This is a genomic window from Candidatus Binataceae bacterium (assembly GCA_035650475.1).
Lineage (GTDB): Bacteria > Desulfobacterota > Binatia > Binatales > Binataceae > JAKAVN01.
The window spans coordinates 640,490-666,761 of record DASRHP010000009.1; the positions used below are offsets into that span (position 1 = coordinate 640,490).

General features: G+C 67.1%; 24 protein-coding genes. 10 read left to right on the top strand and 14 right to left on the bottom strand.

Annotated features, from left to right (window positions below; translation table 11 throughout):
• The first annotated feature begins 61 nt into the window (after nucleotides 1–61).
• On the top strand, nucleotides 62–1,774 hold the full coding sequence (locus VFB33_09250) for a thiamine pyrophosphate-binding protein (protein HZO81870.1): 1,713 nt from the start codon (nucleotides 62–64) through the stop codon (nucleotides 1,772–1,774).
• Between the two features lie 49 nt (nucleotides 1,775–1,823).
• Nucleotides 1,824–3,440: an AMP-binding protein gene (locus tag VFB33_09255; GenBank protein HZO81871.1), complete on the top strand. Its 1,617-nt coding sequence runs from the start codon at nucleotides 1,824–1,826 to the stop codon at nucleotides 3,438–3,440.
• A gap of 109 nt (nucleotides 3,441–3,549) precedes the next feature.
• On the opposite strand, the gene VFB33_09260 is transcribed toward VFB33_09255, so the two are convergent.
• The 3 genes from VFB33_09260 to VFB33_09270 form a co-directional block, all read right to left on the bottom strand.
• A complete protein-coding gene (locus VFB33_09260) occupies nucleotides 3,550–4,101 on the bottom strand; it encodes a carboxymuconolactone decarboxylase family protein (GenBank protein ID HZO81872.1) in 552 nt (183 codons plus the stop codon).
• 108 nt (nucleotides 4,102–4,209) lie between these two features.
• Complete coding sequence (locus tag VFB33_09265) at nucleotides 4,210–4,842, bottom strand: DedA family protein (GenBank protein HZO81873.1); 633 nt, start codon at nucleotides 4,840–4,842, stop codon at nucleotides 4,210–4,212.
• An 81-nt stretch (nucleotides 4,843–4,923) separates the two neighbouring features.
• On the bottom strand, nucleotides 4,924–6,345 hold the full coding sequence (locus tag VFB33_09270; protein HZO81874.1) for a DUF945 family protein: 1,422 nt from the start codon (nucleotides 6,343–6,345) through the stop codon (nucleotides 4,924–4,926).
• 220 nt (nucleotides 6,346–6,565) lie between these two features.
• On the opposite strand from VFB33_09270, the gene VFB33_09275 reads away from it, so the two are divergent.
• From VFB33_09275 to VFB33_09295, 5 genes are all read left to right on the top strand, one after another.
• Complete coding sequence (locus tag VFB33_09275; protein ID HZO81875.1) at nucleotides 6,566–7,030, top strand: nuclear transport factor 2 family protein; 465 nt, start codon at nucleotides 6,566–6,568, stop codon at nucleotides 7,028–7,030.
• 51 nt (nucleotides 7,031–7,081) lie between these two features.
• Nucleotides 7,082–7,852, top strand: a complete 771-nt coding sequence (locus VFB33_09280; protein ID HZO81876.1) for a dienelactone hydrolase family protein — start codon at nucleotides 7,082–7,084, stop codon at nucleotides 7,850–7,852.
• The gene (locus tag VFB33_09285) at nucleotides 7,852–9,213 is read left to right on the top strand and encodes an amidase (GenBank protein ID HZO81877.1); all 1,362 of its coding nucleotides are present in this window, start codon (nucleotides 7,852–7,854) and stop codon (nucleotides 9,211–9,213) included. The genes VFB33_09280 and VFB33_09285 overlap by 1 nt, the downstream gene beginning before the upstream one ends.
• Before the next feature lie 83 nt (nucleotides 9,214–9,296).
• A complete protein-coding gene (locus VFB33_09290) occupies nucleotides 9,297–10,037 on the top strand; it encodes an SDR family NAD(P)-dependent oxidoreductase (protein HZO81878.1) in 741 nt (246 codons plus the stop codon).
• Between the two features lie 123 nt (nucleotides 10,038–10,160).
• Nucleotides 10,161–10,460, top strand: coding sequence for a hypothetical protein (locus VFB33_09295; GenBank protein HZO81879.1), 300 nt, complete (start codon nucleotides 10,161–10,163; stop codon nucleotides 10,458–10,460).
• A gap of 65 nt (nucleotides 10,461–10,525) precedes the next feature.
• On the opposite strand, the gene VFB33_09300 is transcribed toward VFB33_09295, so the two are convergent.
• The 6 genes from VFB33_09300 to VFB33_09325 form a co-directional block, all read right to left on the bottom strand.
• On the bottom strand, nucleotides 10,526–11,848 hold the full coding sequence (locus tag VFB33_09300; protein ID HZO81880.1) for an aminotransferase class III-fold pyridoxal phosphate-dependent enzyme: 1,323 nt from the start codon (nucleotides 11,846–11,848) through the stop codon (nucleotides 10,526–10,528).
• Between the two features lie 31 nt (nucleotides 11,849–11,879).
• Nucleotides 11,880–13,310 (bottom strand): SpoVR family protein, encoded by a 1,431-nt coding sequence (locus tag VFB33_09305; protein ID HZO81881.1) that lies wholly within the window; start codon nucleotides 13,308–13,310, stop codon nucleotides 11,880–11,882.
• A gap of 30 nt (nucleotides 13,311–13,340) precedes the next feature.
• A complete protein-coding gene (yhbH, locus tag VFB33_09310; GenBank protein HZO81882.1) occupies nucleotides 13,341–14,585 on the bottom strand; it encodes a sporulation protein YhbH in 1,245 nt (414 codons plus the stop codon).
• A 108-nt stretch (nucleotides 14,586–14,693) separates the two neighbouring features.
• The gene (locus tag VFB33_09315) at nucleotides 14,694–16,628 is read right to left on the bottom strand and encodes a hypothetical protein (GenBank protein HZO81883.1); all 1,935 of its coding nucleotides are present in this window, start codon (nucleotides 16,626–16,628) and stop codon (nucleotides 14,694–14,696) included.
• 242 nt (nucleotides 16,629–16,870) lie between these two features.
• Entirely contained in the window at nucleotides 16,871–17,761 is an 891-nt protein-coding gene (locus tag VFB33_09320; GenBank protein HZO81884.1) for an MBL fold metallo-hydrolase, read from the bottom strand.
• A 72-nt stretch (nucleotides 17,762–17,833) separates the two neighbouring features.
• A complete protein-coding gene (locus VFB33_09325) occupies nucleotides 17,834–18,259 on the bottom strand; it encodes a hypothetical protein (GenBank protein ID HZO81885.1) in 426 nt (141 codons plus the stop codon).
• 191 nt (nucleotides 18,260–18,450) lie between these two features.
• On the opposite strand from VFB33_09325, the gene VFB33_09330 reads away from it, so the two are divergent.
• Nucleotides 18,451–19,836 carry an amidase gene (locus VFB33_09330; protein HZO81886.1) on the top strand — a complete coding sequence of 462 codons (1,386 nt, stop codon included), beginning with the start codon at nucleotides 18,451–18,453 and terminating at the stop codon, nucleotides 19,834–19,836.
• Between the two features lie 31 nt (nucleotides 19,837–19,867).
• Here VFB33_09330 and VFB33_09335 read toward each other — a convergent pair whose 3' ends face one another.
• The 5 genes from VFB33_09335 to VFB33_09355 all read right to left on the bottom strand — a co-directional run bounded on the left by VFB33_09335 (nucleotide 19,868) and on the right by VFB33_09355 (nucleotide 24,760).
• Nucleotides 19,868–20,650, bottom strand: coding sequence for an RMD1 family protein (locus VFB33_09335; protein HZO81887.1), 783 nt, complete (start codon nucleotides 20,648–20,650; stop codon nucleotides 19,868–19,870).
• 81 nt (nucleotides 20,651–20,731) lie between these two features.
• Nucleotides 20,732–22,495, bottom strand: coding sequence for an alpha-glucan family phosphorylase (gene glgP / locus VFB33_09340; GenBank protein HZO81888.1), 1,764 nt, complete (start codon nucleotides 22,493–22,495; stop codon nucleotides 20,732–20,734).
• 89 nt (nucleotides 22,496–22,584) lie between these two features.
• The gene (locus VFB33_09345; protein ID HZO81889.1) at nucleotides 22,585–22,776 is read right to left on the bottom strand and encodes a hypothetical protein; all 192 of its coding nucleotides are present in this window, start codon (nucleotides 22,774–22,776) and stop codon (nucleotides 22,585–22,587) included.
• Between the two features lie 38 nt (nucleotides 22,777–22,814).
• Nucleotides 22,815–22,970: a hypothetical protein gene (locus VFB33_09350; GenBank protein HZO81890.1), complete on the bottom strand. Its 156-nt coding sequence runs from the start codon at nucleotides 22,968–22,970 to the stop codon at nucleotides 22,815–22,817.
• Complete coding sequence (locus VFB33_09355; protein ID HZO81891.1) at nucleotides 22,967–24,760, bottom strand: PAS domain S-box protein; 1,794 nt, start codon at nucleotides 24,758–24,760, stop codon at nucleotides 22,967–22,969. The genes VFB33_09350 and VFB33_09355 overlap by 4 nt, the downstream gene beginning before the upstream one ends.
• Nucleotides 24,761–25,162: 402 nt before the next feature.
• On the opposite strand from VFB33_09355, the gene VFB33_09360 reads away from it, so the two are divergent.
• Nucleotides 25,163–25,693, top strand: coding sequence for a transcription termination/antitermination NusG family protein (locus tag VFB33_09360; protein HZO81892.1), 531 nt, complete (start codon nucleotides 25,163–25,165; stop codon nucleotides 25,691–25,693).
• A gap of 51 nt (nucleotides 25,694–25,744) precedes the next feature.
• Nucleotides 25,745–26,269 carry a carboxypeptidase-like regulatory domain-containing protein gene (locus VFB33_09365; GenBank protein HZO81893.1) on the top strand — a complete coding sequence of 175 codons (525 nt, stop codon included), beginning with the start codon at nucleotides 25,745–25,747 and terminating at the stop codon, nucleotides 26,267–26,269.
• The last annotated feature ends 3 nt before the right edge of the window (nucleotides 26,270–26,272 follow it).

Below are 26,272 nucleotides of genomic sequence, written 5' to 3' on the forward strand. Positions count from 1 at the left end.
AGACGCGCCTTGGCCGCCGATTCTGCTAGAATCGAAGATGGGCGGAGAGGAGGGCACGCGGGTGAAACGGCATATGGCGCTCGGCGACTTTCTGCTCGCCTACCTGCGCAAACTCGGCACGACCCACGTCTTCGGCATCCCAGGCGACCTCGCCCTCAAGCTGTTCTTCGCGCTGGGGCGGCGCGAGGGGCCGCAGATTCTCACCTTTTCCCACGAGCCCGGGGTCGGCTTCGCCGCCGACGGCTACGCGCGTGCGACCGGCCGCATCGGCGTGATCTGCGTAACCTACGGCGCCGGCGGCCACAACATGGTCAACCCTGTGGCAGGCTCGTTTTCCGAGCGCGTGCCGGTGCTCGTCCTCTCCGGTGGACCGGGCGAGGAGGAGCGCAAGCTCGGCACGCTCATCCATCATCAGGCGCGCGAGATCGAATCACAGCATCGCATTTACAAAGAGGTGACCTGCGCCTCGGCCGTGCTCACCGACCCGCGCCGCGCCGCATCTCAGCTCCACGACGTGGTGCGCGCGATCTGGGCCGAGCAACGGCCGGGCTATATTGAGATCCATCGTGACATGGTCGGGCGCGAAATCGAGGTGCCCGATGAGATCATCGAATGGGACGGACGGCTGCGCTTTCACGACTCTGACGCGCGCCGGGTCGAAGAAGCCGCGCGCGAGACCGCCGCGATGTTCAACGAGAGCCGCCGCCCGGTGGTCATCGCCGGCATCGAGATCCATCGCTACAAAGCGGCGCGCGAGCTGGTTGAGCTGGCCGAGCGGATGGGCGCGCCAGTGATGGCGACGGTGCTTGGCAAGGGCGCCTTTCCGATGGACCATCGGCTGTACATGGGCGTCCACGTCGGTCCGATCAGCCCGCCGGCGATCGTCGCGCGGATGGACGAGGCGGACTTCGTGCTCAACCTCGGATGCCTGCGCACGGACATGAACTTCGGCAACCGGCCGCCACAGATCATCCAGGACCGCACGGTGTGGGCGGTCGACCGCCGGGTCGACGTCAAGTACCACACCTATCTCGACGTCGGCGTACGCGACTTCGTGCGCGCGCTGCTCAAGCAGCATCTGCGCCACCATCACGAGACCGTCCACTACGCCGACAACCTCGGCGAGGTAACCAGCTCCAACGGGGCGGCGGCGCCGCTGCGGGTGGCCGAAATCCTCGCCACCGTCAATGACTTTCTGGCGACCCACCGCCGCTACATGGTGGTCGCCGAATCCGGCGATATGCTGTTTGGTGGGCTTGACGTGCGGGTTCCGCACAGCGGCACCTATCTCGCCCAGGGGTTTTACGCCTCGATGGGATTCGCAGTGCCGGCCGCGCTCGGCGCGCAGGTCGGATGCGGGCTGCGGCCGCTCGTGCTTTGCGGGGATGGCGGTTTCCAGATGACCGGGCCGGAGATCTCGCACGCGCCAGCCTTCGGCGCTAATCCGATCGTGATCGTCGTCAACAACGGCGGATGGGGCATCTTCCGGCCGGTCGCCGAGCGCCGCGAGCTGCTCGACATCCCCCCTTGGCCCTACGCACGGCTGGCCGAAGCGTGGGGCGGCGCGGGCTTCGAGGCCACCAGCGTCAGCGACCTTCGCGCGGCGCTGGAGCAGGCGCATCAAGCGCGCGGCTTCGCCGTCATCGACGCCCGGGTCGGTCGCGACGATCTCTCGCCCGTCACCGTCAAGTACATCAAGGCCGCGGCGGCGCGCTCGCAGGCGCCGCCGGTCGAGCGCCGCGCCGCCGGCCACCATCAAGCCGACGGCAAATGAGTCGCGCGGGTGGGAGCGTGCCGTCGGCGCGAGTGCGCGAGGGCAATCGGTGAGCGACAACTACCAGGAGCTGTATAACAACTTCCGATGGGAGGTGCCGGAGTTCTTCAACTTTGGCGCCACCGTTGACGCCTTTGCCGCCGACCCGCTGCGCGTCGCGATCCTGTGGGAGGACCAGGAGGGCAACCGCGCGCGGCTGACCTTCGCCGACATCCGCGACCAATCCAATCGTATCGCCAACGTGCTGCTCGGGCTGGGCGTCCGGCCGGGCGACCCGGTGATGATCGCGCTGGAGCGAATCACGCTCTGGCAGGCGGCTTATGTCGGCGCGCTCAAGGCCGGCGCACTGGTCATCCCGTGCACCGCGATGCTGCGTGAGAAGGACCTGGCCTACCGAGCCAATCATGCCGGGGCTTGCACGATCATCGCCGGGCTCGAGAATGCGGAGCTGATCGGCGATCTGCGCAATCACTGCCCGACGCTTAAGTACTTCCTGCTCGCCGGCAGCCCGCGCAGTGGATGGCTCGGGCTGCGCGACTCGATGCAGCGCGCCTCGTCGAGCTTCACTCCCGTGCGTACGCGCTCGAGCGATCCCGCGATTTGCTATTACACCTCCGGCACCACGCGCGAGCCCAAGGCCGTGCTCCATAGCCACGCCTACACATGGTGCCATCGCTACACCGGAAGCACGTGGCTCGACGCGCGGCCAGGAGAGCTGCACTGGACGACGTCTGACACCGGATGGGCGAAGGCGGCGTACGGGGTGCTGTTCGGGCCTTGGATGAACGGCGTGGCGACCTTCATGTACAACGGCCGCTTCGAACCGGCGAAGGAACTCGAGCTGCTCGCGCGCTATCCGATCGCGACCTTCTGCGCGCCGCCCACCGAGTACCGGATGCTGGTCAAGGAGGATCTGAGCCGCTACAAGTTCCCGGTTCTGCGCCATTGCACCGGTGCAGGCGAGCCGCTCAATCCAGAGGTCATCGAGACCTGGCGCGAGCACTACGGGATCACGATCCACGACGGCTACGGCCAGACCGAAACGATCATCGTTGCCGCCAACCTGCCCGGGATGAAAGTCAAGCCGGGTTCGATGGGCCGTCCGTTTCCGGGCCACGACTTGCGCGTGCTCCGGGCGGACGGTAGCGAAGCCGCCGAAGACGAGGTCGGCGAACTTGCGATCCGCACGCGCCCCGAGCGTCCGCCATCGCTGTTTTTGGAGTACTGGAAAAATCCCGAGGAGACCGCCGCGGCGTTTCGTGGCGATTGGTACTTCACCGGCGACCTCGCGCGGCGCGATGGCGACGGCTATCTGTGGTTCGTCGGTCGCGCCGACGACGTTATCATCTCGGCCGGCTATCGGATTGGACCGTTCGAGGTCGAAAGCGTTTTGCTCGAACATCCGGCGGTCATGGAATCGGCGGTGGTGGCGAGCCCCGATCCCGATCGCGGTGCGCTCGTCAAGGCGTTTGTCCGCCTCAAACCCGGCACCGAGCGCGGCGAAGCGATGGTGCGCGAGCTCCAGGAGCATTGCAAACGCGCCACCGCGCCCTACAAGTATCCACGCGAGGTCGAGTTCGTTGACGAGCTGCCCAGAACGGTGAGCGGCAAAATTCGCCGCGTCGATCTGCGCAAGGCTGAAGAAGCCCGCAAGCGCGCGCGCTGAGCGCGTGTCCGCGCCGTGATTGATTCGCTCCTTCCCTTGCGAAGGCGAGGCTTAGGGAGCGGTCACGCACTCGCAAGACTGGGCGTTCGGACAGGTCATCGATCGCCGCTCACCGCTTGCCCGAGGCCAGCAGATTGACTTTGCCGGCGAAGTCTTCGAGGTCGACCTCGGTCGTTTCGAGCAGCCGCGCCACCATCCCCCAGAACCCGATCGACAGGATGAGCTCGACGAGCTCCGCGGTGCCGAGATGCTTCTTGAGCGCCTCGAGCGTCTCCTTACGCCCTTTGACGTTGCGCGTCACCTCATCAGTCAACTTAAGCACCAGGCCCTCGACCTCGTCGAAGCATCGCGCGCTCTCCCAGTTGTCCATCGCGGCGACCTGCTCCTCGCTGACGCCCGTGGCGTGCGCAATCGGCACGTGTTGGGTCCATTCATAGACCGAGCCGGTGATCTTGGCGGTGCGCAGGATCGCTATCTCGCGCAGCTTGCCGTCGAGCTTCGCGCGGGTCAGCAGCGCGTGCCCCAGGCGCGAGAACTCGCGGAAGACCGGTTCGGTGTTCGCGATCATCCGCGCGACGTTGAGCTTGCGCGGAGTGTTGCCAAGGATCTCGCGGGTCTTGTCGGAAACTTTGAATTCATCGGCATAGGGCAGCAGCGCCATCGCGTGAGTTCCTCCGTTACGAAGATGATGTCCGCGGCGTGCGCGGAGGTCACGGCTGATGCGAAGCGTAGTCCGGGCGGCGAGGGCGATGCAAATCCGGACGCCGGATCAGGCCTGCGCGTCGGAGCCGGGGGTCGCCTGATGGGTCCACCACCAGATGAGCCAGCCGGCGAACGCAACCACCGCCACGCCCACCGCGACCCAGCGCGCGCTCCAGTGCACCAGCTCGACCACGCGCCAGATCTCATCGCCTACCATGTAGCCGATCGCAACCATCAGCGAGCACCAGATGATCGCGCCCATCACGTTCCATCCGAGGAAGCGCAGAAACGGCATCCCGGCCGCGCCCGCCATCGGTCCCGCCATGAAGCGCGCGCCCGTGATGAAGCGCGCCATGAAGACCGCCTTGCTGCCGTGTTGGTCGAAAAACGCGCGCAGCCGGTCCAACCGCCGGCGCAGCGCGGCAAAGCGCGCGGCGAGGTTCTCGAGCAAGCGCTGGCCGCCGGTGCGTCCGAGCAGGTAGCCGCAGCAATCGCCCGAAACCGCGGCCACCAGCACCACCGCCCATACCGCTTCAAGCCCAAGCAACTGGCGTCCGGCGAGGAATCCCGCCGCGATCAACACCGTCTCTTCGGGCACCGGCACGCCGAGATTTCCGATAAAAATGCAGGCGAAGATGCCGAAATAGCCCCAGGCCGCGAGCAGATCGGGGAACTTGGCGGGGTCAGGAAACAGATGCATTGCTGTGGCGGCCGGATTGCTCGCTCGCGACTCAAGCTTGCCCGAATCCGCGAACGGACGTAAGAGGGCGTCTGCCCGCGATCACGGACGCGGCGGAACGCCTGAGGCGCCCGGGGATTTCGTCGCTTGTGCCGCAGGAGTGAGCTTTTTGCCGTTGACAGTCCACGCCCCGTCCTTGTAGCTGGCATGGCAGGCGTAACTAGCGCCGTCGCGCACCAGGATCCCGCCCGCCAGCAGGCCCTTGACCTGATCGTTAGTGGCGAGCTGCGCGAGCAAGGCCGGGAGAATCGTAGCCTCGGCGGTGACGCTCGCGTATTTTTCCCAGACGCTCGCGGCCAGCGCCTTGCCGTCGGCCGCCCGGGCCTTCATTAGCGGGTCGTCGGCAAGCTGCGGCGCGATCGCGGCATGGGCATCGCCCATCGCCTTGCCGCCGGCACCGGCGAGGTCGAGATGGAGCGAAATCGTCGGCCCACGCTGGACCATCGCGATCAGCAGGCCCGCGCCCTTCTCGCGCATCATCTGAGTCTGTGCCGCCTTGTCGAGCCCCGAGCGCGAAATCGACAGGGCGTCTGTGCGCAAGCGCTCGAATGGCGCGGCCGCAAGATTGCCGGCGTTGGCCTCCAGCGCGAGCGGGCCGAGCCTCAGTTGCCCGCCACGGAGCTCGTCGGCCGCCAGCTTCAGGCGCGCCTCGATAAGCCCGTTGGTGAGCGAAGTACGCGTGGAGATGGACAGCTTTCTGAGCAGTCCGCTCCTGGCCGGATGAGCGCCGAGCGGCACGAGGCTGTAGCCGAGGCGTTGGAGCACGAGCGTGCCGCCGCCGAGCCATAAGCCCGAGGTGTCGCGGCGGGACTCGCCATCGAGTGCGAGGTTTGCCGCTTCGACCTCGCCAAAAGTGCCGGTCGCGGTAATCCCGGGTGCTCTGCCGCGCATCAGATGCCTGTCAGCGGACAGCCGCCATCGCCAGTCGAGGCCGCCGAATTCGACGGTCAGCCCCGGACTGACGCGCTGCGACGGCTCGCGCGAGACATGCAGGTCCAAAGCGCCGTTGATGGCGACCACGGTCTGGATGAGCAAGGGCGCGTCGCCTGCGGTTCGATTCAGAAAGTCACGCAAGACCGGCGGCGGGTCGGTATCGACGACGGCCGCCACTGGAAAGGCGACGCGCCATCCGTCGTAAAAGCCGAGCGGTCCGTGGTGGATATGCTGGGTTAGCGTGAACCGCTGACCGCGAGCGGTACCGCTCAGCTCGCACTCGGAGGAGAACCAGCCGCGCTGGTAAGAGTCGATCTTGACCGCAAAGCCGCTGTCGGCGACCTGCGCGATCGCGTCGCGGTAGATCGCTTCCGCGCGCCCACCGAACCCTCCGGGCAGCGCGACGATTACGCAGAGGATAGCTGCCAGAACGAGAAGAGCCGTTCGGGCCTGGCCGCGGCGCCGCCGGGTGCAATCCGTGCCTCCTTCGCAGAGCCGCCGCCGGAGCGGATGGAGGACGGGCGCCGGCATGAGAATAAGCAGTATCAGCCGCGCGATCGCGGGACAAGTCGTTGGGGGGGCCGATTGACAGCGTGGCTCGCGATAGGCCCTGACCGCGTGCCGCGGACGGATCCCGCGTTACCCTCAGGTCGTTCAAATGCGCTATTGGGTTCTCTGAGCATGCCCAAAGGTCGCCGCACCTCCCTGCGTCGGGAGGGCGGCGGCGGATGACCGCGCCTGCGAGGTCGCTATGAAAATCGAAGAACTCGAACGGAGGCTTCGCGTCCTCGAGGACATCGAGGAGATCAAGCGCTTGAAGGCGCGCTACGCCGCTGCCTGCGACAACAATTACGATCCCGACACGATCGCCTCGCTCTTCGTGCCCGATGGCGTATGGGACGGCGGCGAGCTGGGCCGTGCCCAAGGGCGCGAGGCGATCCGCGCCTTTTTCGCCAAGGCGCCCAAGGCCTTCCCGTTCGCGATCCATAACGTGATGAACCCGATTATCGAGGTCAGCGGCGACCACGCGCGCGGGCAATGGTATCTGCTCCAACCGCTGACTATGGCCAAAGGCAATCAGGCGGCGTGGCTCGCCGGACGCTACGAGGACGAGTACGTGCGCACGGCCGAGGGATGGCGATTTCTGCGACTGCGTTTCACGCCGACTTTCCTGACGCCTTACGCCGAAGGCTGGGCGAAGCAGCGATTCGTGTAGCGCCGCGCGCAACGCGCACGCGCATGCCAATTCAGAAGGAGGAGAGTAATCATGGCATTGGCAGGCGAGGTGACCAATCCCGAGCGGCTTGAGACCCGCGACCTGACGTTCCAGAGCGACGGCGTCGCGATTGGCGGCTACCTGGCGCGCCCGCGCCAGCCCGGCACGTATCCCGGGGTGATCGTGATTCACGAGGCGTGGGGCGTGATCGAACACATTCGCGACGTCACGCGCCGCTTCGCCAACGCCGGCTACATCGCGCTCGCGCCCGAGCTGTACACGCGCGTCGGCGCGCCCAAGACCACCGACGGGATGGACGTCGTGCGCAGCCGGATGCTCGCGATGAGCGATGCGCAGCTCGTGCGCGATCTCGACAAGGCGGCCGACGTGCTTGCCGCCGAGCCCGGGATGAGCGGCAAGATCGGATGCGTCGGTTTTTGCATGGGCGGCCGCACCACCCTGCTGTACGCGTGCAGCAGCAACCGGCTGAGCGCGGCGATCGATTGCTGGGGCGGCGCGATCACCGCCGACATGTCGCCGCCGAGCAGCAACCGGCCGACGCCGGTGATCGACCTGGTGCCGCAGCTCTGCTGCCCGCTCTACGTGGTCTGCGGCGAGGAGGACACCAACCCGTCGCCCGCTCACGCCGAGCAGCTGCGCCAGCGCCTGCAACAGTCTGGCAAGATCTTCGTCTTCGACATGTTCAGGGACGCGGGCCACGCGTTCTTTGCCGACTACCGCCCGAGCTACCGGGAAAAGGCCGCTTTTGAGCTGTGGCCGAAAATGGTCAGATTCTTTGACCGCTATCTCAAGGGCAAGTGATGGCGCAGCCGTACGCGCTCAGCTTGGCCGAGGCCGCGCGGCTCCTGCGCGAGCGTAAGCTCACGGCGCTCGAGATGGTCGAGTCCTCGTTGGCCCGGATCGACCGCCTCGACGGCGCGGTCAAGGCGTGGGTCGCGCTCGATCGCGCCAGCGTCCGGCGCGCCGCCGCCGAGCTCGACGCCGAAGCGAGCGCCGGCCGCATCCGCGGCCCCCTGCATGGCGTACCGGTCGGTGTGAAGGACATCTTCTACACCGCCGGGCTTGCCACCGAGGGCGGCTCGCGCTCGCTCAAGGGCTTCGTGCCGGACTACGACGCCGAGGCGGTCGCGCGGCTGCGGCGCGCCGGCGCAATCATCCTGGGCAAGACGGCGACCACCGAGTTCGCGCTGCTCGATCCCGCCGAGACGCGCAACCCGTGGAACCTCGAACATACGCCCGGCGGCTCCAGCAGCGGTTCGGGCGCGGCGGTCGCGGCGCGGATGTGCCAGGCGGCGATCGGCTCGCAGACCGTTGGTTCGACGATCCGGCCGGCCGCGTATTGCGGAATCGTGGGGATGAAGCCGAGCTTCGGTCTGATCAGCCGGCACGGGATGATGGCGCTGGCGCCGAGCCTCGACCACGTCGGCATCCTGGCGCGCTCGGTGGCCGACGCGGCCGCGATGCTCCAGGCGATGGCGGGTGCGGACCCGCGCGATCCGGCCAGTGCGCCGGTCGCCGCCGCCGACTATCTATTCGCCATCGCGGAGCCGGCGCGTGCGCCGCGGATTGCAGTTATGCCCAGGGCGTTCGACGACCGCGCGACGCCTCAGACGCGTGTGGCGGTCGAGGCGGCGGTTGCGCGGCTCAAGCGTGCCGGTGCGCACTTCGAGCCGATCGATCCACCCGAGAGTTTCGCCGCCGCCGCCGACAGCATCCTGGTCGAGCTGACCGCTGAGGCCGCCGCGGTCCATCGCGAGCGCTTCGCCGAGAAAGGTGATTTGTACGGGCCGAAGATCCGCGAGTTTGTCGAGCGCGGGCTCGCGATGGCGGCGTGGAAGTATATCGCCGCGCTCGAGGTGCAGCGCCGCTTTCGCCGCGACATCGACCGGATCGTCGGGCGTTTCGACGCGATCCTGACGCCGGCAACGCCCGCGCCGGCGCCGGCGGGGCTCGTTTCCACCGGCGACCCGTCGTTCAACGCGCCGTGGAGCCTCAGCGGCCATCCGGTGATCGCGCTTCCGTGCGGACTTGCGCCGTCCGGGCTGCCTGTGGCGATTCAGCTCACGGGCCGCACGTTTGGAGAGGCAGCGTTGCTTGGCGTCGCGCGATGGTGCGAAGAGGCGCTCGGATTCGACGCGCTGCCGCCCGCGGCGCCGCTCTGACGTTTGCACGCCGCCGTGTCGTTTGCCCTGAAATCGGCGCCGCGAACGGCGCGGCGCGCATGCACATAGGAGGAGGGGATGCCATGCGGCTTGCCGGAAAGTCCGCGCTCATCACAGGCTCGAGTTCGGGAATCGGCCGCGCCACGGCGCTGCACTTTGCGCGCGAGGGCGCCGATATCGTGGTCAACGGGCGCAACGAGCAGCGCATCGCGGCGGTCGTCGCCGAGGTCGAAAAGCTCGGCCGGCGCGCGCTCGGGGTTCGCGCCGACGTCGGCTCGTTCGCCGAGACCGGTGCGATGGTGCGGCGGGCGATCGACGCCTTCGGCCACCTCGACATCGTGGTGAGCAACGCCGGCGTTTTTCACCACACGGCCTTCACCCGGATGACTGAGGCCGAGTGGGACGAGGTGCTGACGGTCGATCTGAAGGGCGCCTTCAACTGCGCGCGCGCGGCGATCGACCATATGGTGGCGCGGCGATGGGGCCGGATAATCTGCGTCACCGCGATCTCCGGCCTGCACGGGCTCCCCAACATGGCGCATATCTGCGCGGCCAAGACCGGCGTGCACGGCTTCGTGCGCGCGCTGGCGGCCGAATTTGCCTCGGCCGGCATCACGGTCAACGCGGTGGCGCCGGGCCTGGTCGAGACGCCAATTCTCGCCAACTTCAGCGAGGAGGACCTCGCACGCTTTCGGCGCGGGGTGCCGCTCGGACGCATCGGCAAGCCCGAAGAGATCGCGGAAGCGTGCGTCTACTTCGCCTCGGAGGAGGCGGCCTACACGACCGGCAACGTGCTCAATCTAAGCGGCGGCACGCTCACCTGAGCGCCGGCGTTGCGCAAAGTTCAATTGTCCGCGGTCGAGTGCCGCTGTAGCGTGTCAGACATGGCGTTGCGCGCGCCGTCCATTGCCGCGCGCCGCGCACGACTGACCCGCAGGAGCGACTCCATGCCGACCGATCGTTACACCAGGTTCGTGCTTACGCTTATCGCCGCGGCGCTGATCGTGATCGCGGCGCGCCCGTTGGTCACGGCCCCGAGCGTCCAGGCCGCCAATGCGGAGCCGGCGTGCGGCGCCGACGCGCAGCATCCGTGTTTCATCGTCGGCCTCGGACCCGAGGGCACGGTGCCGATCGCGAACAGCCACAGCTACCCGCTCAAGGTGCTGATCGCCAACAGTGTGCACAATTCTATTCCGGTGGTCGTCTCGAACCCGCCCTTGCCGCTCGCCCCGCGCCGCACTCCGTGAGGACGAACCTAACCGAGCTCTGACCGTCTCCCCGGCGGGAGGGAATCGGGGGTTGGCCCCGGTATCTACAGGCAGCGGTCGAGGATCACGAAGGCCTCGGCCAGTTCCTCGTTGGTGAGCACCGCCGCCGGCAGGAACAATCGTACGCAGGCGGGCTCGTGGCCGCCGTAATAGAGCACCAGCCCGGCGTTGAAACATCGCTGGATCAACGCGCGCGTCGAGGCGAGCGAGCCGTCGCCGACGCGGAACGAGATCATCGCGCCGACGCCGTCGATAGCCGAGATCGTTCCCGGACGCCGCTTGCCGAGCGCGTGCAGATGCTCGCGAGTCAGCCGCTCAAGCTCGCGCTCGCGGCCTTCGGGGCCGAACATCCCGCCCTCGACCAGCCGCTCGATCATCCGCCGCGCAACCGCCATCGCGACCGTCGCGCCGGAAAACGTTCCCGAGATCAGCCCCGGATCGGGCGCGAATTCGCGCCGCAGCAGCACGGCGCTGCCCTGGAACACCTTGCCGACCGTGATCACATCGACGTAGTCGGCGAGTCCGAGCCCGGCGGTGGCGAACAGCTCGCCCGTGCGGGCGAAGGTCTGGATCTCATCGGCCCAGACGGGGATGCCGGCGCGGCGACACTCCTCGAACAGCGCCACGAAGAATTCGCGCGGGGCAGTGACGAAACCGGCCTCGCCCTGGACGAGCTCGACGACGAAGGTTGCGATCCGGTCGCCGTGGCGCCGGACGATGGTGCGCAGCGCGGCGCACGACTTCTCGATACTGTCGGGATCGTTGCGGTCGTAAAACGGCACGTAGTGGACGGGGAAGGTCGCGGGCTGGCTGAAGCGGTAATCCGGGCGGTCGGTGATCTCGGCCATCGCGCTGGTCCGCCCGTGGAAGCATCCGCCGAAGGCGATCACGCCGGGCCGCCCGCCGCGCTTCTGGCGCAGGAGCTTGAGCGCATTCTCGTTGGCGTCCGCGCCCGAGAGCGCAAGCCAGCAGTTCTCCATCCCGGCCGGGGCGTGCCGCAGCAGTGTCTCCATCAGCGCGCCGTACTCACGGTTGAAGATCAGGTTGCCCTGCATCACGAGGTCGGAGGCGGCGGCGCGAATCGCGGTCGCAATCAGATCGCGGTCGCCATGGCCGAACAAATGCACCCCGATGCCGAGCGCGAAATCGAGCACCCAGCGCCCGTCGGCAAGCATCGCGCGCGCGCCGCGCCCGACGCCGGAGCCGAGGTAAGGGTAGAAGGCCGGCCGCCCGCGCATCCGCGCCAACCGCTCCAGCTCGGCGCGCATCGCGTCGGGGCTGAGCGGCGCCCGCGCCTCCCGCGCGCGCTCGTCGATTGCTTCGAGCATCAGGCGCAAAGCCGCTTCGAACTTCTCTTGCGACGCCATCGCGACCGGAGCGGAAAGGCGGCGGGGCGCGCTATTTCAGCGCGCGCATCGAGAAGCCGCGCTCGTTGTAGCAGAGCAGTGTGCGCTTGCCCTGGAGGCTGGTTTCGAGCACGCACTCGCGCCCCCAAAGCCGCCCGACGTAGGCGAGCGTCTTCTCGGCGTATTCGAGCTGGAGGTCGCGGCCGTCGTGGTAGTGCTTGAGGTAGAGCGTGCGATTCTGGCCGAAGTCGGCATCCTCGACCTTGATCACCGGAATCGAGCCGGTGCCGACGTTGCGGATGAGCGTTTCCTTGACCTCGCGCCAGCCTTCCTCGTCCGAGACCTTGTCCACTACGAGGTCATCGCCGCGCGCCTCGTACTTGAAGAGGTCCATCTCGCGCATCAGGTCTTCGGTCAGGTAGCGGCGCAGAAAGGAGCTGTCGCGCTCGGTCTCGCGCACTTCGAAGAGCTTGGCATCGCCCCTCTTGGTCGGTGCGCCGTCGCGCTTGATCTCCTCCGGCGTCGGATTGGTGTGGCGGCGATAGATGTCCTCCCAGACTTTGAACCCGAGATGGTAGGGGTTGATCTGGCCCGGGATCGGACGGACGACCTGATTGTGGCGGACAATAAATTCGAGGTGCAGGCTCTGGTCGAGACCGAGCGACTCCAGGATGCGCTTGTGCCAGTAGCTCGCCCATCCCTCGTTCATGATCTTGGTCTCGATCATGGGCAGAAAGTACTTCGCCTCCTGGTCGACGATCGTCAGCAGGTCTTTCTCCCAGTCGCGCAGGAACGGATTGTGGTCGCGGATGAAGAGCAGGAGGTCCTCGTCGGGCTCGAGCGGCTCCTTGCGGATGTCCGGCTCGCGGACTTCTTCGCGCGCGTGGATGCGTTGGAAGGGGTCGGACTTGGGCTGCGCCGCCTCGACCGCGCGCTCGATCTGCTCGGCGCGGCTGAGCTTGCGGATGGCAAGATTGCGCCGGCACTGGTGGCTCAGCGCGTGGGCGGCGTCGAGCACGCGCTCGACCGCGTCGATGCCGATCGAAGGGTCCTCGACGTAGCGCCGCACGCGCAGCGCGTGCGCCTTGAACAGCTCGATGGTAAGCGCGGCGCGGGTGGTGCGGTAAGTGAAGTTGTTCTTGAAGAAGTCGTTATGCCCGTAGACATGCGCGATCGTCAGGATCTGGAGCAACAGGGTGTTGTCGCGCATCAGATAGGCGATCGCGGGGTCCGAGTTGATCACCATCTCGTAGGGCAGCCCGCTCACCCCGTGGTCGTACAGCGTCTTGAGCTTCTCGTAGGACTTGCCGTACGACCAGTGCGGATAATGCGACGGCATCCCCGAGTACGCCATGTACCCAAGCATCCCGAAGTGGTCGCAGATCTCGAACTCCTGGGTGTAGCAGTCGAGTCCGAACTCGGCGACCTTCTCGCGGATGCGCGCGTCCCACTCGACGAGGTCTCTCAGTTCGTAGTTCGCCATCGCAGTCCGTAAGATCGCCGCGCGACGCCCTTAGCCGCCCGCCTGTTCCTTGACCCGGTCCTTGGCGAGGAACGCCTTGAACGACGGCCAGATGTCTTCCTTGCGCTCGATCAGCACCGAATGGAAGTTGGGCGCCTCCAGCCGGCGGAACACGTTGAGCATCGAGGATTCGTAGTAGCGCGAGCCCAGCGGCTTGATCTCGCCGTAGCCGAACAGGTTGCAGACGTCCGAGAGGTCCTTGGCCGCCTTGAGCGCCGCCGGGTTGTCGGAGTCGAAGTTGTCGCCGTCCGAGCAGTGGAAGGCGTAGATGTTCCACAGCGAGGGATGGTAGCGCTCGTTGATGATCTCGAGCGCCTTGAGATAGCCCGACGAGATGAACGTGCCGCCGGCCTCGCCCTTGTGGAAAAACTCCTCCTCGGTGACCTCGCGCGCCTCGGTGTGATGGGCGATGAAGACGATCTCGACGTTGCGGTAGCGGGTCGCGATGAACTGGTAGAGCATGAAGAAGAAGCTGCGCGCGAGATACTTCTTCATCGTGTCCATCGAGCCCGACGTGTCCATGATGCAGATCACGACCGCGTTGGATTCTTCGCGGGTGTCGGTCTCGACGTGGCGGTAGCGCAGGTCGTCCTGATGGAAGGGGAAGCGGCGCTCCTCGGCGGGCTCCGCGCGGTCTTCCGGCTCCTCCTCGAGTTCGGCGGCGAGCTGCTGCCGCGCCTGGGCGTGGCGCGAGGCGAGCATCCGCATCACGCGCTGGCGCGCGGTGCGCCGCTTGTCAAGGCGCACGCGGATGCCGACGTGGCGGTAGCCCTTGCGCTTGAAGGCACGGTCGGAGGGGATCTGGCGCAGCGCGCGCCGCTCGAGGTTGGGCAGTTCGAGATCCTCGAACATGATCTCGATCAGCTCTTCGAGTGTGACGTCGGTTTCGTAGTAGTCGATACCGGGGCGGTCGCCGGCCTGGCCATCGCCCTTGCCCTGGCCCTCCTTGCCGACCTTGCCCACAACCTGGCCGGGGCGCGAGTCGCCCTGGCCCTGGGCGACTCCGGGCGCGTTTTCGCCGTACACGAAGCGGTATTCCTTGATCCCGCGCAGGGGGACCTTGATCACGCGGTCGCGGTCTTTGCCGATGATCGATTCCTCGGCGATGATGTCGGCGATGTTTTCGCGGATCGACTCGCGCACCTTCTGGCGATGGCGCATGCGGTCGCCGGCCGAGCGATCAGAACGCTCGGCGTCGGAGGGGCGATATTCGCGAAAGATGCTATCGAGCGGCATTGCTTTCCGTCCCGCCACCGTGGGGCGACACCGCAACCCGGACCATCCTGCGCCGGCTTGCTTTCAGGCAACGGCCGGGAGCTGGGTCGCCGCGCCTTTGTCGCCGGCTCAGTCCTTCCACAGATTGTTGGCCGCGTACTTGAGCACCACGTCGACGCACGATTCGCAATACCCGTTCTCCAGCAGGTTGCGCACCATCGCACCGTACTTTTCCGCCTGCTCCTCGTCGCGCGTGCGCGCCTTGGTGATGATGCGCGAGATGTCGCGCACCGAGGTCATCAGCTTCTTCTCGATCGCCTCCTTCAGCGGCTCGTAGCTGCGATAGCTGACCTTCTCGCCGCGGCGCGAGCTCGACCACAGGTAGGCGATCACTTCCTGGCGGAAACCGTCGGCCGCCGAGCCGATGATCGCGATCTGCTCCTCGATTGATTTCAGGAAACCCTCGTCGGGCGGCAGCTCCTCCTTGGTATTGCGGTCGCGCACCTTGGTCTTGTTGACGTAGGCTTCGGCGTGGTCGAGGTAGTTCTGGAACAGCGCCTCGGCCTGCTCCTGGTAGGAGTAAACGAAGGCGCGCGTGATCTCCTTCTCGAGTAGTTCGAGGTATTCCTTGTGCAGGGTGTCCTGGAGGAACTCAAGGTACTGCTTGCGGGAATCGTCGGGCAGGTCGGCTTCCTTGACCATCCCGATCAGCGCCTCGCGCACGTTGATCGGGTTGATGCAGTTGCCGGAGACGTTGTCGGAGAGCGCGTTGTCGAGCGCCTTCATGATGAAGCGGGTCGAGATTCCCGACATCCCCTCGCGCTTGGCGTCCTCCTTGAGCTCCTGCACGTCGATCTTCTTGGTCCGCCCCTTTTCCACGACCTCTTCGCCGTTGTACAGGCGCAGCTTGGTCATCAGGTCGCACTTCGAGGTCGGCTCCAGACGAGAGAGAATCGCGAACATCGAGGCGAGCTCGAGCGTGTGCGGCGCGACGTGGGCGCGAAAATCCGAGTTGCGGATGATCTTCTGATAAATCTTGACCTCTTCGGAGAGGCGCAGGTTGTAGGGCACCTTGACCACCACGATGCGGTCGAGGATCGCCTCATTGGTGTGGTCGGCCTTGAACTTCTGCCACTCGGCCTCGTTGGAGTGGGCCACGATGCAGGTGTCGACGTACACCATCCCGTGGCGGCCGGGCGCCGGGATTACCTTTTCCTGGGTCGCCGTGATCATCGCATGCAGGTACTCGGTCTCGTTCTTGAAGACCTCGATAAACTCGACTACGCCGCGGTTGCCGACGTTGAGCGCGCCGTTGAGCTCGAGCACCCGCGGATCGCCTTCGGAGTACTGGTCGAGCTTCGAGATGTCCTCCGAGCCGATCAGCACCGAGGTGTCCTGGTTGTTGGGATCCACCGGCGGGACGACGCCGATGCCCACGCGGTTGCGCTTGGAGAAGTTGCGGGTTTCGATCGGGACTTCCTCGTAGCGCTGTCCGAACTCCTCCTTGAGCCGGTAGCGACAGACCGGGCAGAGGTCGCCCTCGATGTGCACGCCGAGCATCTTTTCAAACTCGCGCCGCAGATGGCGCGGGATGAGATGCAGCGGCTCTTCGTGCATCGGGCAGCCCTCGATCGCGTACACCGTGCTCGCCTGCTCCAGCCCGCGCTGGACGCGCTCGACGAGCGAGCTTTTGCCCGAGCCGACCGGGCCCATCAAATAGAGTACCTGGCGGCTCTCCTCGCCCTTGAGCGAGGCGGAATGGAAATAGCGCACGAGTTGCGCGATGGTGCGCTCGATACCGAAAAACTCGTCGGCGAAGAAGTTATAGACCTTTACCGGCTCGTCCTTGTAAAGGCGCTTGGTGCGCGGATCGTCGGTGTCCTGGATGTTGCGGGTGCCCATCGAGATGATCAGGTCATAGATGCGAGCGTGGGCGAGCTTGGTGATGGTGGGGTCGGCCTTGACCAGGTCGAGGTATTCGAGCAGCGTTCCGCGCCACTGCTTGGATTCGCGAGCCGCCCGGTCTTGCTTGATCACGCGCTCAAAGTCGTTAACGGCCGTCATCAGCAGACTCCTTGTTTACATTGAGACCTAGGGAGAAAGGTTTGACGAGGAACGGACAGGAGGGATAATGCTATGCTTCACGCGCATCCCCGTTACAAAGCATAACCGACCGCGGGCCGGGAGCAAAGCCAGGTTCCGCCTCCCTGCCGGCATGTGGCTCTGCTTATCCACAACATTATTATCCACTGCGCGACGCAACTTAGCGATAGCCCCGCCGGCTGCGCTTCGCCGCCGCCGCGGCGCTAGCGTTGCGCCGCTTGTGGTTCGCGCATCGCGATCGATTCCCCCAGCACGAGCCGCCCACCGTCGTTGCGCACGCGCGCGGCGAGCACGCGCTCGTCATGGGCGAACGATACCCACCATCCGCGCTCGACCGCGCGCGCCAGATAGCCCGCCTTGACCTCCATCGTGCGCAGAGCATCGAGGTCATAGCTCTGGTTCCACGGTCCGCGCATGTGCGAGCGCGTCGGCACAATATCGGCCAGATGAACGAAGCATTGCGCGCCGCCGTCCGCGCTCACCGTCACCACCTGATGGTCGGCCGTGTGACCGCCGGTGACGCGGATGTCCAGCCCCGGCGCAAGCTCGGTGTCGCCCTCGAGCGGCTCCAGCGTGCGGCCGAGCGGCGCAAGGCACTCCTCGATATGACGATAGGCGGCGCGCAAGCGTTCATTGCGCGAGCCGCGCGCGACTTCGAGCTCGCCCCGCTGAACCATCACGCGCGCCCTTGGAAAGGCCGCCTCCAGCACGCCCGAGGCGCGCCGGCGCACCACTCCGCCGCAATGGTCGAAATGCAGATGCGAAAGCACGACATGGGTGACGTCGCCTGGCTCCATCCCGAGCGCGCGCAGGCCCTCGGGCAGCCATCCTTCGCCGTGGTCGAAGATCTTGCGCTCGACCGAGCTCAGCCGGTTGCCGATTCCGGTGTCCACCACCACCGCCATCGCGCCGCGCATGATCAGCGGGCACACCAGGTTGAGCCGGATCCGGTTGCGCTCGTCGGCGGGGTGCTCGCGCTGCCACAGCTCGCGCGGCACCACGCCGAACATGCATCCGCCGTCGTTGCGCCACAACCCGTCGCTGAGCAGCGCGATCTCGAAATCGCCGATTCGGATCTTTGGCGGTTGCTCCATCAGCCGTTGTTTTTGAGCTCCTTGCCGTCTAACGCGGCAGGCTGCAACGACGGTTCCATCGCCTTTGCCGACTCAGGCGCTGCCCGCAAGCCATAGCCCCAGCATCAGCGCGACCGCGCCCATCGCCGCCATCGCGCCGTACAGCCACAGCAGCCGGCGCGCACCGCGCGCGCGGTCGGTGGCTGCGCTCCACGCCACGCCCAGCGCGACTGCCATCCCGCACAGCAGAACGAGCTTGACGCTGAGCACGCCGGCGAAGGCCGGCGGGTAGCGGAAGTGATGCCCGCGTCCGACGTACACCAGGTTCGCAACGCCGGTCAGCGGCAGCAGCGCGATCGCTACCAGGTTGAGCCGGTTGAGCTTGGGCGCGACGCGCGCCGCGAACGCCTCGCGCTCGCCGTCGGCGGTTGCCGCCGCCGCCAGTACGAAGCTCAGGCTCACCGCCACCCACAGCGCGCCACATAAGACGTGGATCCACAGTATCGTTTCGCTGAGCATCGTCGGCCCGGCCGGCGCGCGATACCGCTACGGCCTTTCGTCGCTGGTCACACTAGCCCGCTCGACCGCAGGGCGGCAACGTGCCGCGCCGGCGGCGACGCGCCACGGCGAGCACGCGGGTGTTGTTGCGATGCGCGTTTTACACTAACAGACAGGGCGAATAGCCCAGCTGCTGCGAGAGGAGGCCGGTGATGCTGAATCCGTATATCGAAGCCGTCGAGTTGCGCGAACTGGTGCTCAGACGCGAGGTTCGGCCGCGCGAGGTCGCCGAATTCTTCCTTGCGCGAATCGAACGGCTCAATCCGCGCCTCGGCGCCTACATGACGGTGGCGGCCGAGCGCGCGCTGGCCGACGCCGAGCGGCTGGAGGAGCTGAGCCCGGCGGAGGCGGCGGCGATGCCGCTGTTCGGCGTCGCCTACTCGCTCAAGGACCTGACCTGGACGCGCGATATCCGCACCACCCTGGGCTCGCGCAACTTCGAGAATTTCCGCCCGCGCGCCGACGCCGAGCTCGCGGTGCGCCTGCGTAACGCCGGTGGAATCCTACTCGGCAAGACCACTACGCCGGAGCTGGGCGGGCGCCCGACCACCGAGGGCGGGCTCTGCCCGCCGGCGCGCAACCCCTGGAACCTCGAGCACAGCGCCGGCGGCTCCAGCGGCGGCGCGGCGGCGCAGGTCGCGGCCGGGATGGGGCCGCTGGCCGAAGGCACCGACGGCGGCGGTTCGATTCGCGTGCCGGCGGCGTGCTCCGGCGTGGTCGGGCTCAAACCATCGCGCGGACGGGTCAGCTTCGCGCCCGTTATGGGAGAAGGATGGGCCGGGTTAGCCACCGAAGGGCCGATCGCGCGCTCGGTGCGCGACGCGGCGCTGATGCTCGACGTGATGGCGGGGCCGGTGGTGGGCGATCCCTACTGGGCGCCGCCGCCGCCGCGCCCCTTTGTCAGCGCGGTGGCCGACCGCCCCAAGGGGTTGCACCTGGCGATGATCGCGGGCAGCGCGCTCGGCCCGGTCGATCCCGAGGTCACCGTCGCCCTTGAGCACGCGGCGGACGTCTTCCGCGCGATGGGCCATCGGGTGGAGCCGGTGCACATCGATCCCGCGCAGCGGCTGATCGAGTACACGCGGCTTGCGATCTCCGCCGGCCTCGCTTCGGTGCCGATCAAGAATCCCGACCTGATGGATCCGGTCGTGCGACGGGCGTGGGAGTTCGGCCGGCGGTTATCGGCGACCGACTACGTCGGCGCGCTGGCGCGGATGCACAACACGGCGCGCGAGATCGTGCAGGCGCTGGCGCCCTACGACGCGACGTTGGCGCCGACGCTGCCTCATCCCGCGCCGCGCCTGGGGATGCCCACCGACAAGTTCGAGGACGAGCTCTACCCGTTCATCCAGTTCACGTTTCCATACAACGCGACCGGCCAGCCGGCTTTCTCGCTGCCCAATGGGTTCAGCAGGGCCGGACTGCCCATCGGATTGCAAATCATCGGCCGGCAGGCCGACGAGCTGGGGATAATCGCGCTTGCCGCGCAGTTCGAGGAGGCCCGTCCGTGGCGCGACCTCAGGCCGCCGCTGGATTGAAATCGAGACGGACCCCGCGCCAGGCGCGGGCTCAGCTGCGGCGGATGAGCGCGAGCGCGACTTCAAGCAGGATGAGCAGCACGATTATCGCCTCGAGCAGGAGCAGATGGCGGTCGCGGCCGACCTCGGCCAGCAGCTCGAGCGCCTCCTGCACGCTGCGCAGCTTGAGCTCCAGCGCGTGGTAGCGATCGACGAGGTCGAACTCCGCGCGCAGGTCGTTGTAGATGCGGTCCATCGCGGGGTCGTCCCACGTCTCGTCGGGCTTGTCGAGCAGATGGAGCACCGCGAGCACCTCGCCGCGGGTCGCGATCGCCTGGCCGATGAAGCGATGAAGCGGGCGGGTGCGGAAGGGCACCGTGCCGCGGCGCTCGAGCCGCTCGACGAACTCGCCGGTGCGCGCGAGCAGCCGCTCGACGATCCGCTCGTAGTACTCCATTGCCGCGCTCTGCGCGACCGTCAGCGCGACGATCCCCGCGCGCTCGGGGGTGAAGCGATCGAGCCTGAGCGCGCCATCCGACAGCCCGATCGCAAGCGCGGGATCTTCGAGCACCGAGTAGTCCTCGCGGATAACCTGGGTCGTCAGCTTCGGACCTATCCGGAACAGCCGCGCGAGTTCGGCCTCGCGGCGCTCGGGCGAAAGGTCATAGGCGACCACCGCGCCGAACGGATAGATGTAGATGCCGCCCTCGGGCTGCATCGGCACGAACATCTGGTGCGCGGTGATCCGAGCCTGGGGGAAAATCGGCGCGAGCTGGCGCAGCGCGAGGTTTTCCTCGAAGGCGACGGCGTAGAATTGATGAAGTCGAGGCGCCATCCGCAAGCTCCCGGCCAAACCGCGCTCCGGGCCGCACGATGGTGCGCATCCTAGCATGACGCCCGCCGCCCGCGCGCGGCGCTAACGCTCGCCGGCGCCATGCTGCTCGCGGTAGGCCAGCGCCATGTACTCTTCGAGCATCCGATGAGTGTTGAAGAACGACGCGTTGAAGGCGATGGTCGCGCGCATGATTTCGGCCCAACGCTGCGGCTCGTTGTGATAAACGGGCAGGATGGTTTCCTCCAGCGCGCGGTAGAGGTCGGCGGCGTCCTCCGCGTCGGCGCGCCCGGCGCCGCGCTCGCGCGGCCCGATGGCCCATCCGGTGACCCCCTCGATATGTCCCTCCAACCACCAGCCGTCGAGCACACTAAGGCTGGGCACGGCGTTGTGCGCGGCCTTCATCCCGCTGGTCCCCGAGGCCTCGTACGGGGGCATCGGCGTGTTCAGCCACAAATCCACCCCGGCGATAATCAGCCGGGCCAGCGCGAGATCGTAGCTTGGCATGTAGGCGATCACGACCTCCGGGCCGAGCGCGCGCGCCATCTGGATCAGGCGGCGGATCAGCTCCTTGGCCTCGGTGTCCTGCGGATGAGCCTTGCCGGCGAGCACAACCTGGAGCCGGCCGTAGCGCGCAGCGATGCGGCGCAGGCGCTCGGGGTCGTGAAAGAGCAGGGCGGGGCGCTTGAAGGCCGCAACGCGGCGGGCGGAGCCGATGGTGAAGGCGCGCAGATCGAGGCCGGCGTTGGTGCGCGCGTTGACCGCGTCGATCAGCGCGTTCTTGGCCTCCGCGTGGGCGTGTGTGATTTCGGCCAGCGAAATTCCCAGCGCGTAGCGCAGGGCGAAGAAGTCGCGCCGCCAGTGCTTGATTCGGCGGTCGTAGAGCGCCTGGAACGACGGCGCGCTCCAGCTCGCCGAGTGCACGCCGTTGGTAATCGAGCCGATCGGGTAGCCCGGGAACATCGAGCTCGAAATGCGCCCGTGGCGCTGGGTCACCCCGTTGACGTAGTGGCTGAGCGAAAGCGCCACGCGCGTCATGTTGAGGCGGTCGTCGCAGCATCCCAGCCGCCCCAGCGCCGCCAGCGCGCGCTCGCCGAGCACCGCGCGCGCAAGCTCGAGCGGAAACTGGTCATGTCCCGCAGGCACTGGCGTATGGGTGGTGAATAGGCACTTGCGGCGGACCCGCTCGATGACCGCCTGATGGTCGGCAGAGTCGCGTCTGAGCTCCTCGAAGTACAGCTCCAGCGCGAGCAGCGCCGAATGTCCCTCGTTCATGTGGAAGCTGCCTTCCTGATCGAAGCTCAGACTGCGCAGCATCCGCACTCCGCCGATTCCGAGCACCACCTCCTGGCACAGGCGGTAGCGCTGGTCGCCGCCGTAAAGATAATCGGTCAACGTGCGATCGTAGGGGTCGTTGCCCGGCAGGTTGGTGTCGAGCAGGAAGACCGGCACGGTGGTGTCCGAGGCGCCATGTAGGGGGTACCACCATGCGCCGACCTTGACCTTGCGCCCCTCGACTTCGACCTCAATCGTCGTCTGCGCGCGCTGTAAGAGGTCCTCGGGCGACCATGCCACTGCCTCCTCCCGCTGCCATCCGTCGCGGTCGAGCACCTGGAAGAAATGGCCCTTGCGATAAAGCAGGCTCACCCCAACCATCGGCAACCCAAGGTCTGCCGCGCTGCGCAAGGTGTCGGCGGCAAGCACGCCGAGTCCGCCGGCGTAGGTCGGAATCGAGTTCTCCAGCGCCAGCTCCATCGAGAAGTAGGCGATATGATGCGCAGAGCTTTGCCCGTTGAACGTCGCGTCGTGGCCGCCTAGCCGCCCGATCCGTGGCGCTTCAGTATCCATCGCGTGCCGCTGCGCCGCGGTTGCGCGCGCGGCGCCTCCGCCAGCCGCTTCCTGTCCGAAGCCTGCTCCCCGCCGTCATCGCTCCAGTCCTAATGGGCGTGCGCTCCCGCCAGCTCGGGAAACATCTGGACCAGCTTCTGGCGCACCGGTGCAAACGAGAAATCGTTGAGCGGCTTGACGACGTAGGCGAGCACGCCGAGCTCAAAAAAGTCATCCTGCGTCTTCTCGAACGGCACCACGCTGATCACGACCACCGCGACCTCGGGCGCTTCGCGCTTCATCGCGCTGAGTAGCGGTAAAGCTTCTCGGCGCCGCGGCTTCAGCTCATGACGATGGTGTCAGGCGAGACGCCGTAGATAGCCTCTGCTTCGGTGGCGCCGGCCGCCTCGGGCACGCCGCGCCCGTGAAACGGCGGGCGAGTCTTCCCGGTGGCGGCGAGCGGCTGCTGCCACGTTGATTCGTTCGCCGCCTTCAACGGCCCTCCGCCGCCGGCACGGACGACGGCGCCGCGCCCGACCCCTGCTTCATTGACACCACGGGCCTCGCGCTGTTGTCCGCGCCGGCGGCGGAGGTCGTGCCAGAAAGCCGTTCACCGAGCTCGCGCGCGGTGACTGCCACGCCGCTTACCTCGCCGCTCTGCTCGATGATCGGCGACATTGCGAGCGCGACCTGGACGAGGCTCGAATCCTTGCGCCGGCGGACGCTCTCGAAGCGTTGGATACCTTCCTTGCGCAGGACCCGCGCGATGCGCTCGTGCAGCTCGGCGCGCCGGTCCAGCGGCACGCATGCGGTAATGCTGCGGCCGACGATTTCCGCCGCGCTGTAGCCGTACAGCCGCTCGGCGCCCGCATTCCAGCTCGTGACCGTGGTGTCGGGTCTGTAGCTGTAAATCGCGTCGGTGGCCGAAGCGACCACCGAGGCCAACAGCGAGCGCTCGCGCTCCAGGCGGCGGCGCTCGGCGATGTCGCGCGCAGCAGCGAACACGCCGCGCACCTCGCCCGTGTCGTCCCTGAAGATTGAGGCGTTAAAGGATACCGGCAGTTCGCGGCCGGTGGCCGAGCGCACCGTCAGCTCGTAGTCCCTGACCACGCCCTCAGCGAGCGTCGTGCGCACGCCCGCCGCCGCGTGCTCAGGTTCGGTGAACAGGCTTGGAAACGGAGCACCGGTCAGCTCGGCGCGCGAGTAGCCGGTGAAGGTCACGGTCTGCTCGTTGACGTCGGTGATGCGCATATCGGGGTCGATCGCGAACAGCGCGTCGACCGACGATTCGAGCAACGCGCGGCTGTAGTTACGTTCGCGGCGCAACTCGCGCTCGATCCGCCGCTGTTCACTCACGTCGCGCGCCAGCGCGAAGACCCCGCGCGGCTTGCCGGCGGCGTCGTAAAAGATCGATGCGTTGAACGAGACCAGCAGCTCCTTGCCGCTCGCCGCGCGCAGGGTCAGGTCGTAATTGGTCACCGCGCCCTCGCGCAGCGTCATGTGCACGCCCGCTGCCGCGCGCTCGGGATCGGTGAAGCAGGCGTCGAAGCGGCTCCCGATGAGCATCGTGCGCGGCATCTCGCTCATCCGCGCCATCTGCTCGTTGACGTCGGTTATAGCCAGGTTATCGTCGATGGTGAGCATTGCGTCCACCGAGGCCTCGATGAGTCCGCGGGTGTAGGCTTGCGCCGCGCGCAGCGCTGCTTCGGCGCTCATCCGTTCCACGGCGCCAGCCAACACGTTGGCCGCCGCCTGGACAAAATTGGCGTCGTCGCGGGTGAACTTGCGCCGGCTTCGAGTATATGCGCCCAGCACGCCCCAGGGCCGATCCGGATTGCCAATGACGGTGCTGATGCCGCTTACCACGCCGTGCTCGCGCAAGAGCGAAGGGCCGCTGAAACGGCCGTCTCTGGCGAGGTCCTCCACCATTACCGGCTGGCGCGTGCTCAGGGTGTAGCCCGCCTGCGAGTCGAGCCCGGCGCTGACGGTCGCATTTCCCACCAGACCCTCATTCCATCCCACGCCCGCGCGCAGCAGCAGCATCCTGCCGTCGGCCTGCAACTCGAGCACCTCGCAATACTCAAGCCCCAGCGTACGGGCGACCGCGGCCACGGCGTCGTCGAGGAGCGGCCCGACCTCAACCGTGCGCAGCGCGCGCAGGCCCAGCGTTGCGATCGCCTCCTGCTGCGTTAGGCGCGCACGCAACTCGGCCTCGACCTCGCGCGGCGCCTGCGCGCCGCCCTGAACATCCGTGCCTGTCTCCTGCGCCCGGTCTTGTGCGCGCATGCCCTTGTTCACTCCAGTTCACGGCTTTACTGTTTAGCTCTTCATTTACTGTGCAAGCCGCGCGCCATGGACCGTGTGCGAATTGCGTTGTGCAAGCGGCCAGGGGCTTGGTGGATCGTCACAAGGCGCGACAGCGCAGCTGTCTTTGCGATGGAACGCGGGTGCGATCGTTCGCTAACGAGACAGGCGAGCGAGACGCAGCTCTGATGCATCGCCACAAAATTGGCGCAGCGAATGCCACTTATTCATCAGGGCAGGCCGCCGTAACTGCCTCGTGTGCCTCCGTCGGCCCACGTTAGCCGCGCGGTGCGCGTCCTGGTGGGGCTTCGCGCATCCTCGCCGCGCGACGGTCTGAAAGTTGCTCGCTAACGGTGAAACTCGGTCCTTAGTGGGGGATTCAGCATGCCGGCGTGGTATCTCGTGCGCACCAGGTCGAACAAGGAGCGTAGTGTGCGCGATCAACTGGGCATGAGCCTGCCCGAGGTCTTTCTGCCGCTGCTGCGCGTGAAGGTGCGGCGGTGGGAGCGGCTGAGCGAGACGCTGGTGCCGCTGTTTCCCTGCTACCTCTTCGCGCGCTTCGAGCTCGAGACCGACTATCTGCGCGTGCGGTGGGCCTCGGGCGTGCGCGACCTGGTGCGTGCGGGCAGCCAGCCGCGCACGGTGCCGGAAGAGATCGTGGCCGAGCTTAGGCGGCGATGCGCCGGCGGGGCGGTCGAGCTTGCGCCCGCCGTGCTCAACAGGGGCGAGCGCGTGCGCGTAGTTGCCGGCCCACTGCGCGGATTGGAGGCGGTCTTCGAGCGCTACCTCTCGGGCACCGAGCGGGTGGCGCTCTTCTTGGCCTCGCTGGAGCGGTTCACGCCGCGGGTCGTGATGCGCGCCGAGGCGGTCGAACCGCTAGAGCGCCGGCGCCCGCTCTGGGGTGCCGCGGTTTAAGCAATCGCGTCGACTAATTCAATCGCAGGAGAGCAGGGAGTAGGGACGGCCATGAGCAAAAACAGTATCGCGACGGCGATCGTCGCGCTCGCGCTGACGGGCGCGATGCCGGCACTGGCTGCCAACGTCTCGGGTACGGTGACCGATACCGGCGGCAAGGCCGTGGCGGGAATCAAGGTGATGGCGCAGGACTTCAACGGTGCGCCGCTTACAAGCGCGCTCACCTCCGCCACCGGCGAATACATCCTCAGCGTCGCCGCCGACGCCAACTACCGCTTCGCGATCGACCCCGGCGCACTCGGATTCAAAAAGGGCGAGCCGGTGGGCGCCTTCGTGCCCCAGGCCGGACTGACGGTAAACTGGGTCGTCTCGTCCTCGGCCGAGCCGCTCGCCTACGCGCGGCAGGCGGCCGCCCAGGTTGCCGTCGATGATCCGCCAGCGATTGTTCCCCCGCTCATCCCCGAGCCGGTGGCGTTGGCGATCGGCGCGGCAGGAATCGTCGCCGGTGGGACGATCGGTGGAGTCGCCGCGGCCGGCGGCTTCGGTGGCACCACCGTGGTCAGCGCGTCCAAATAGACG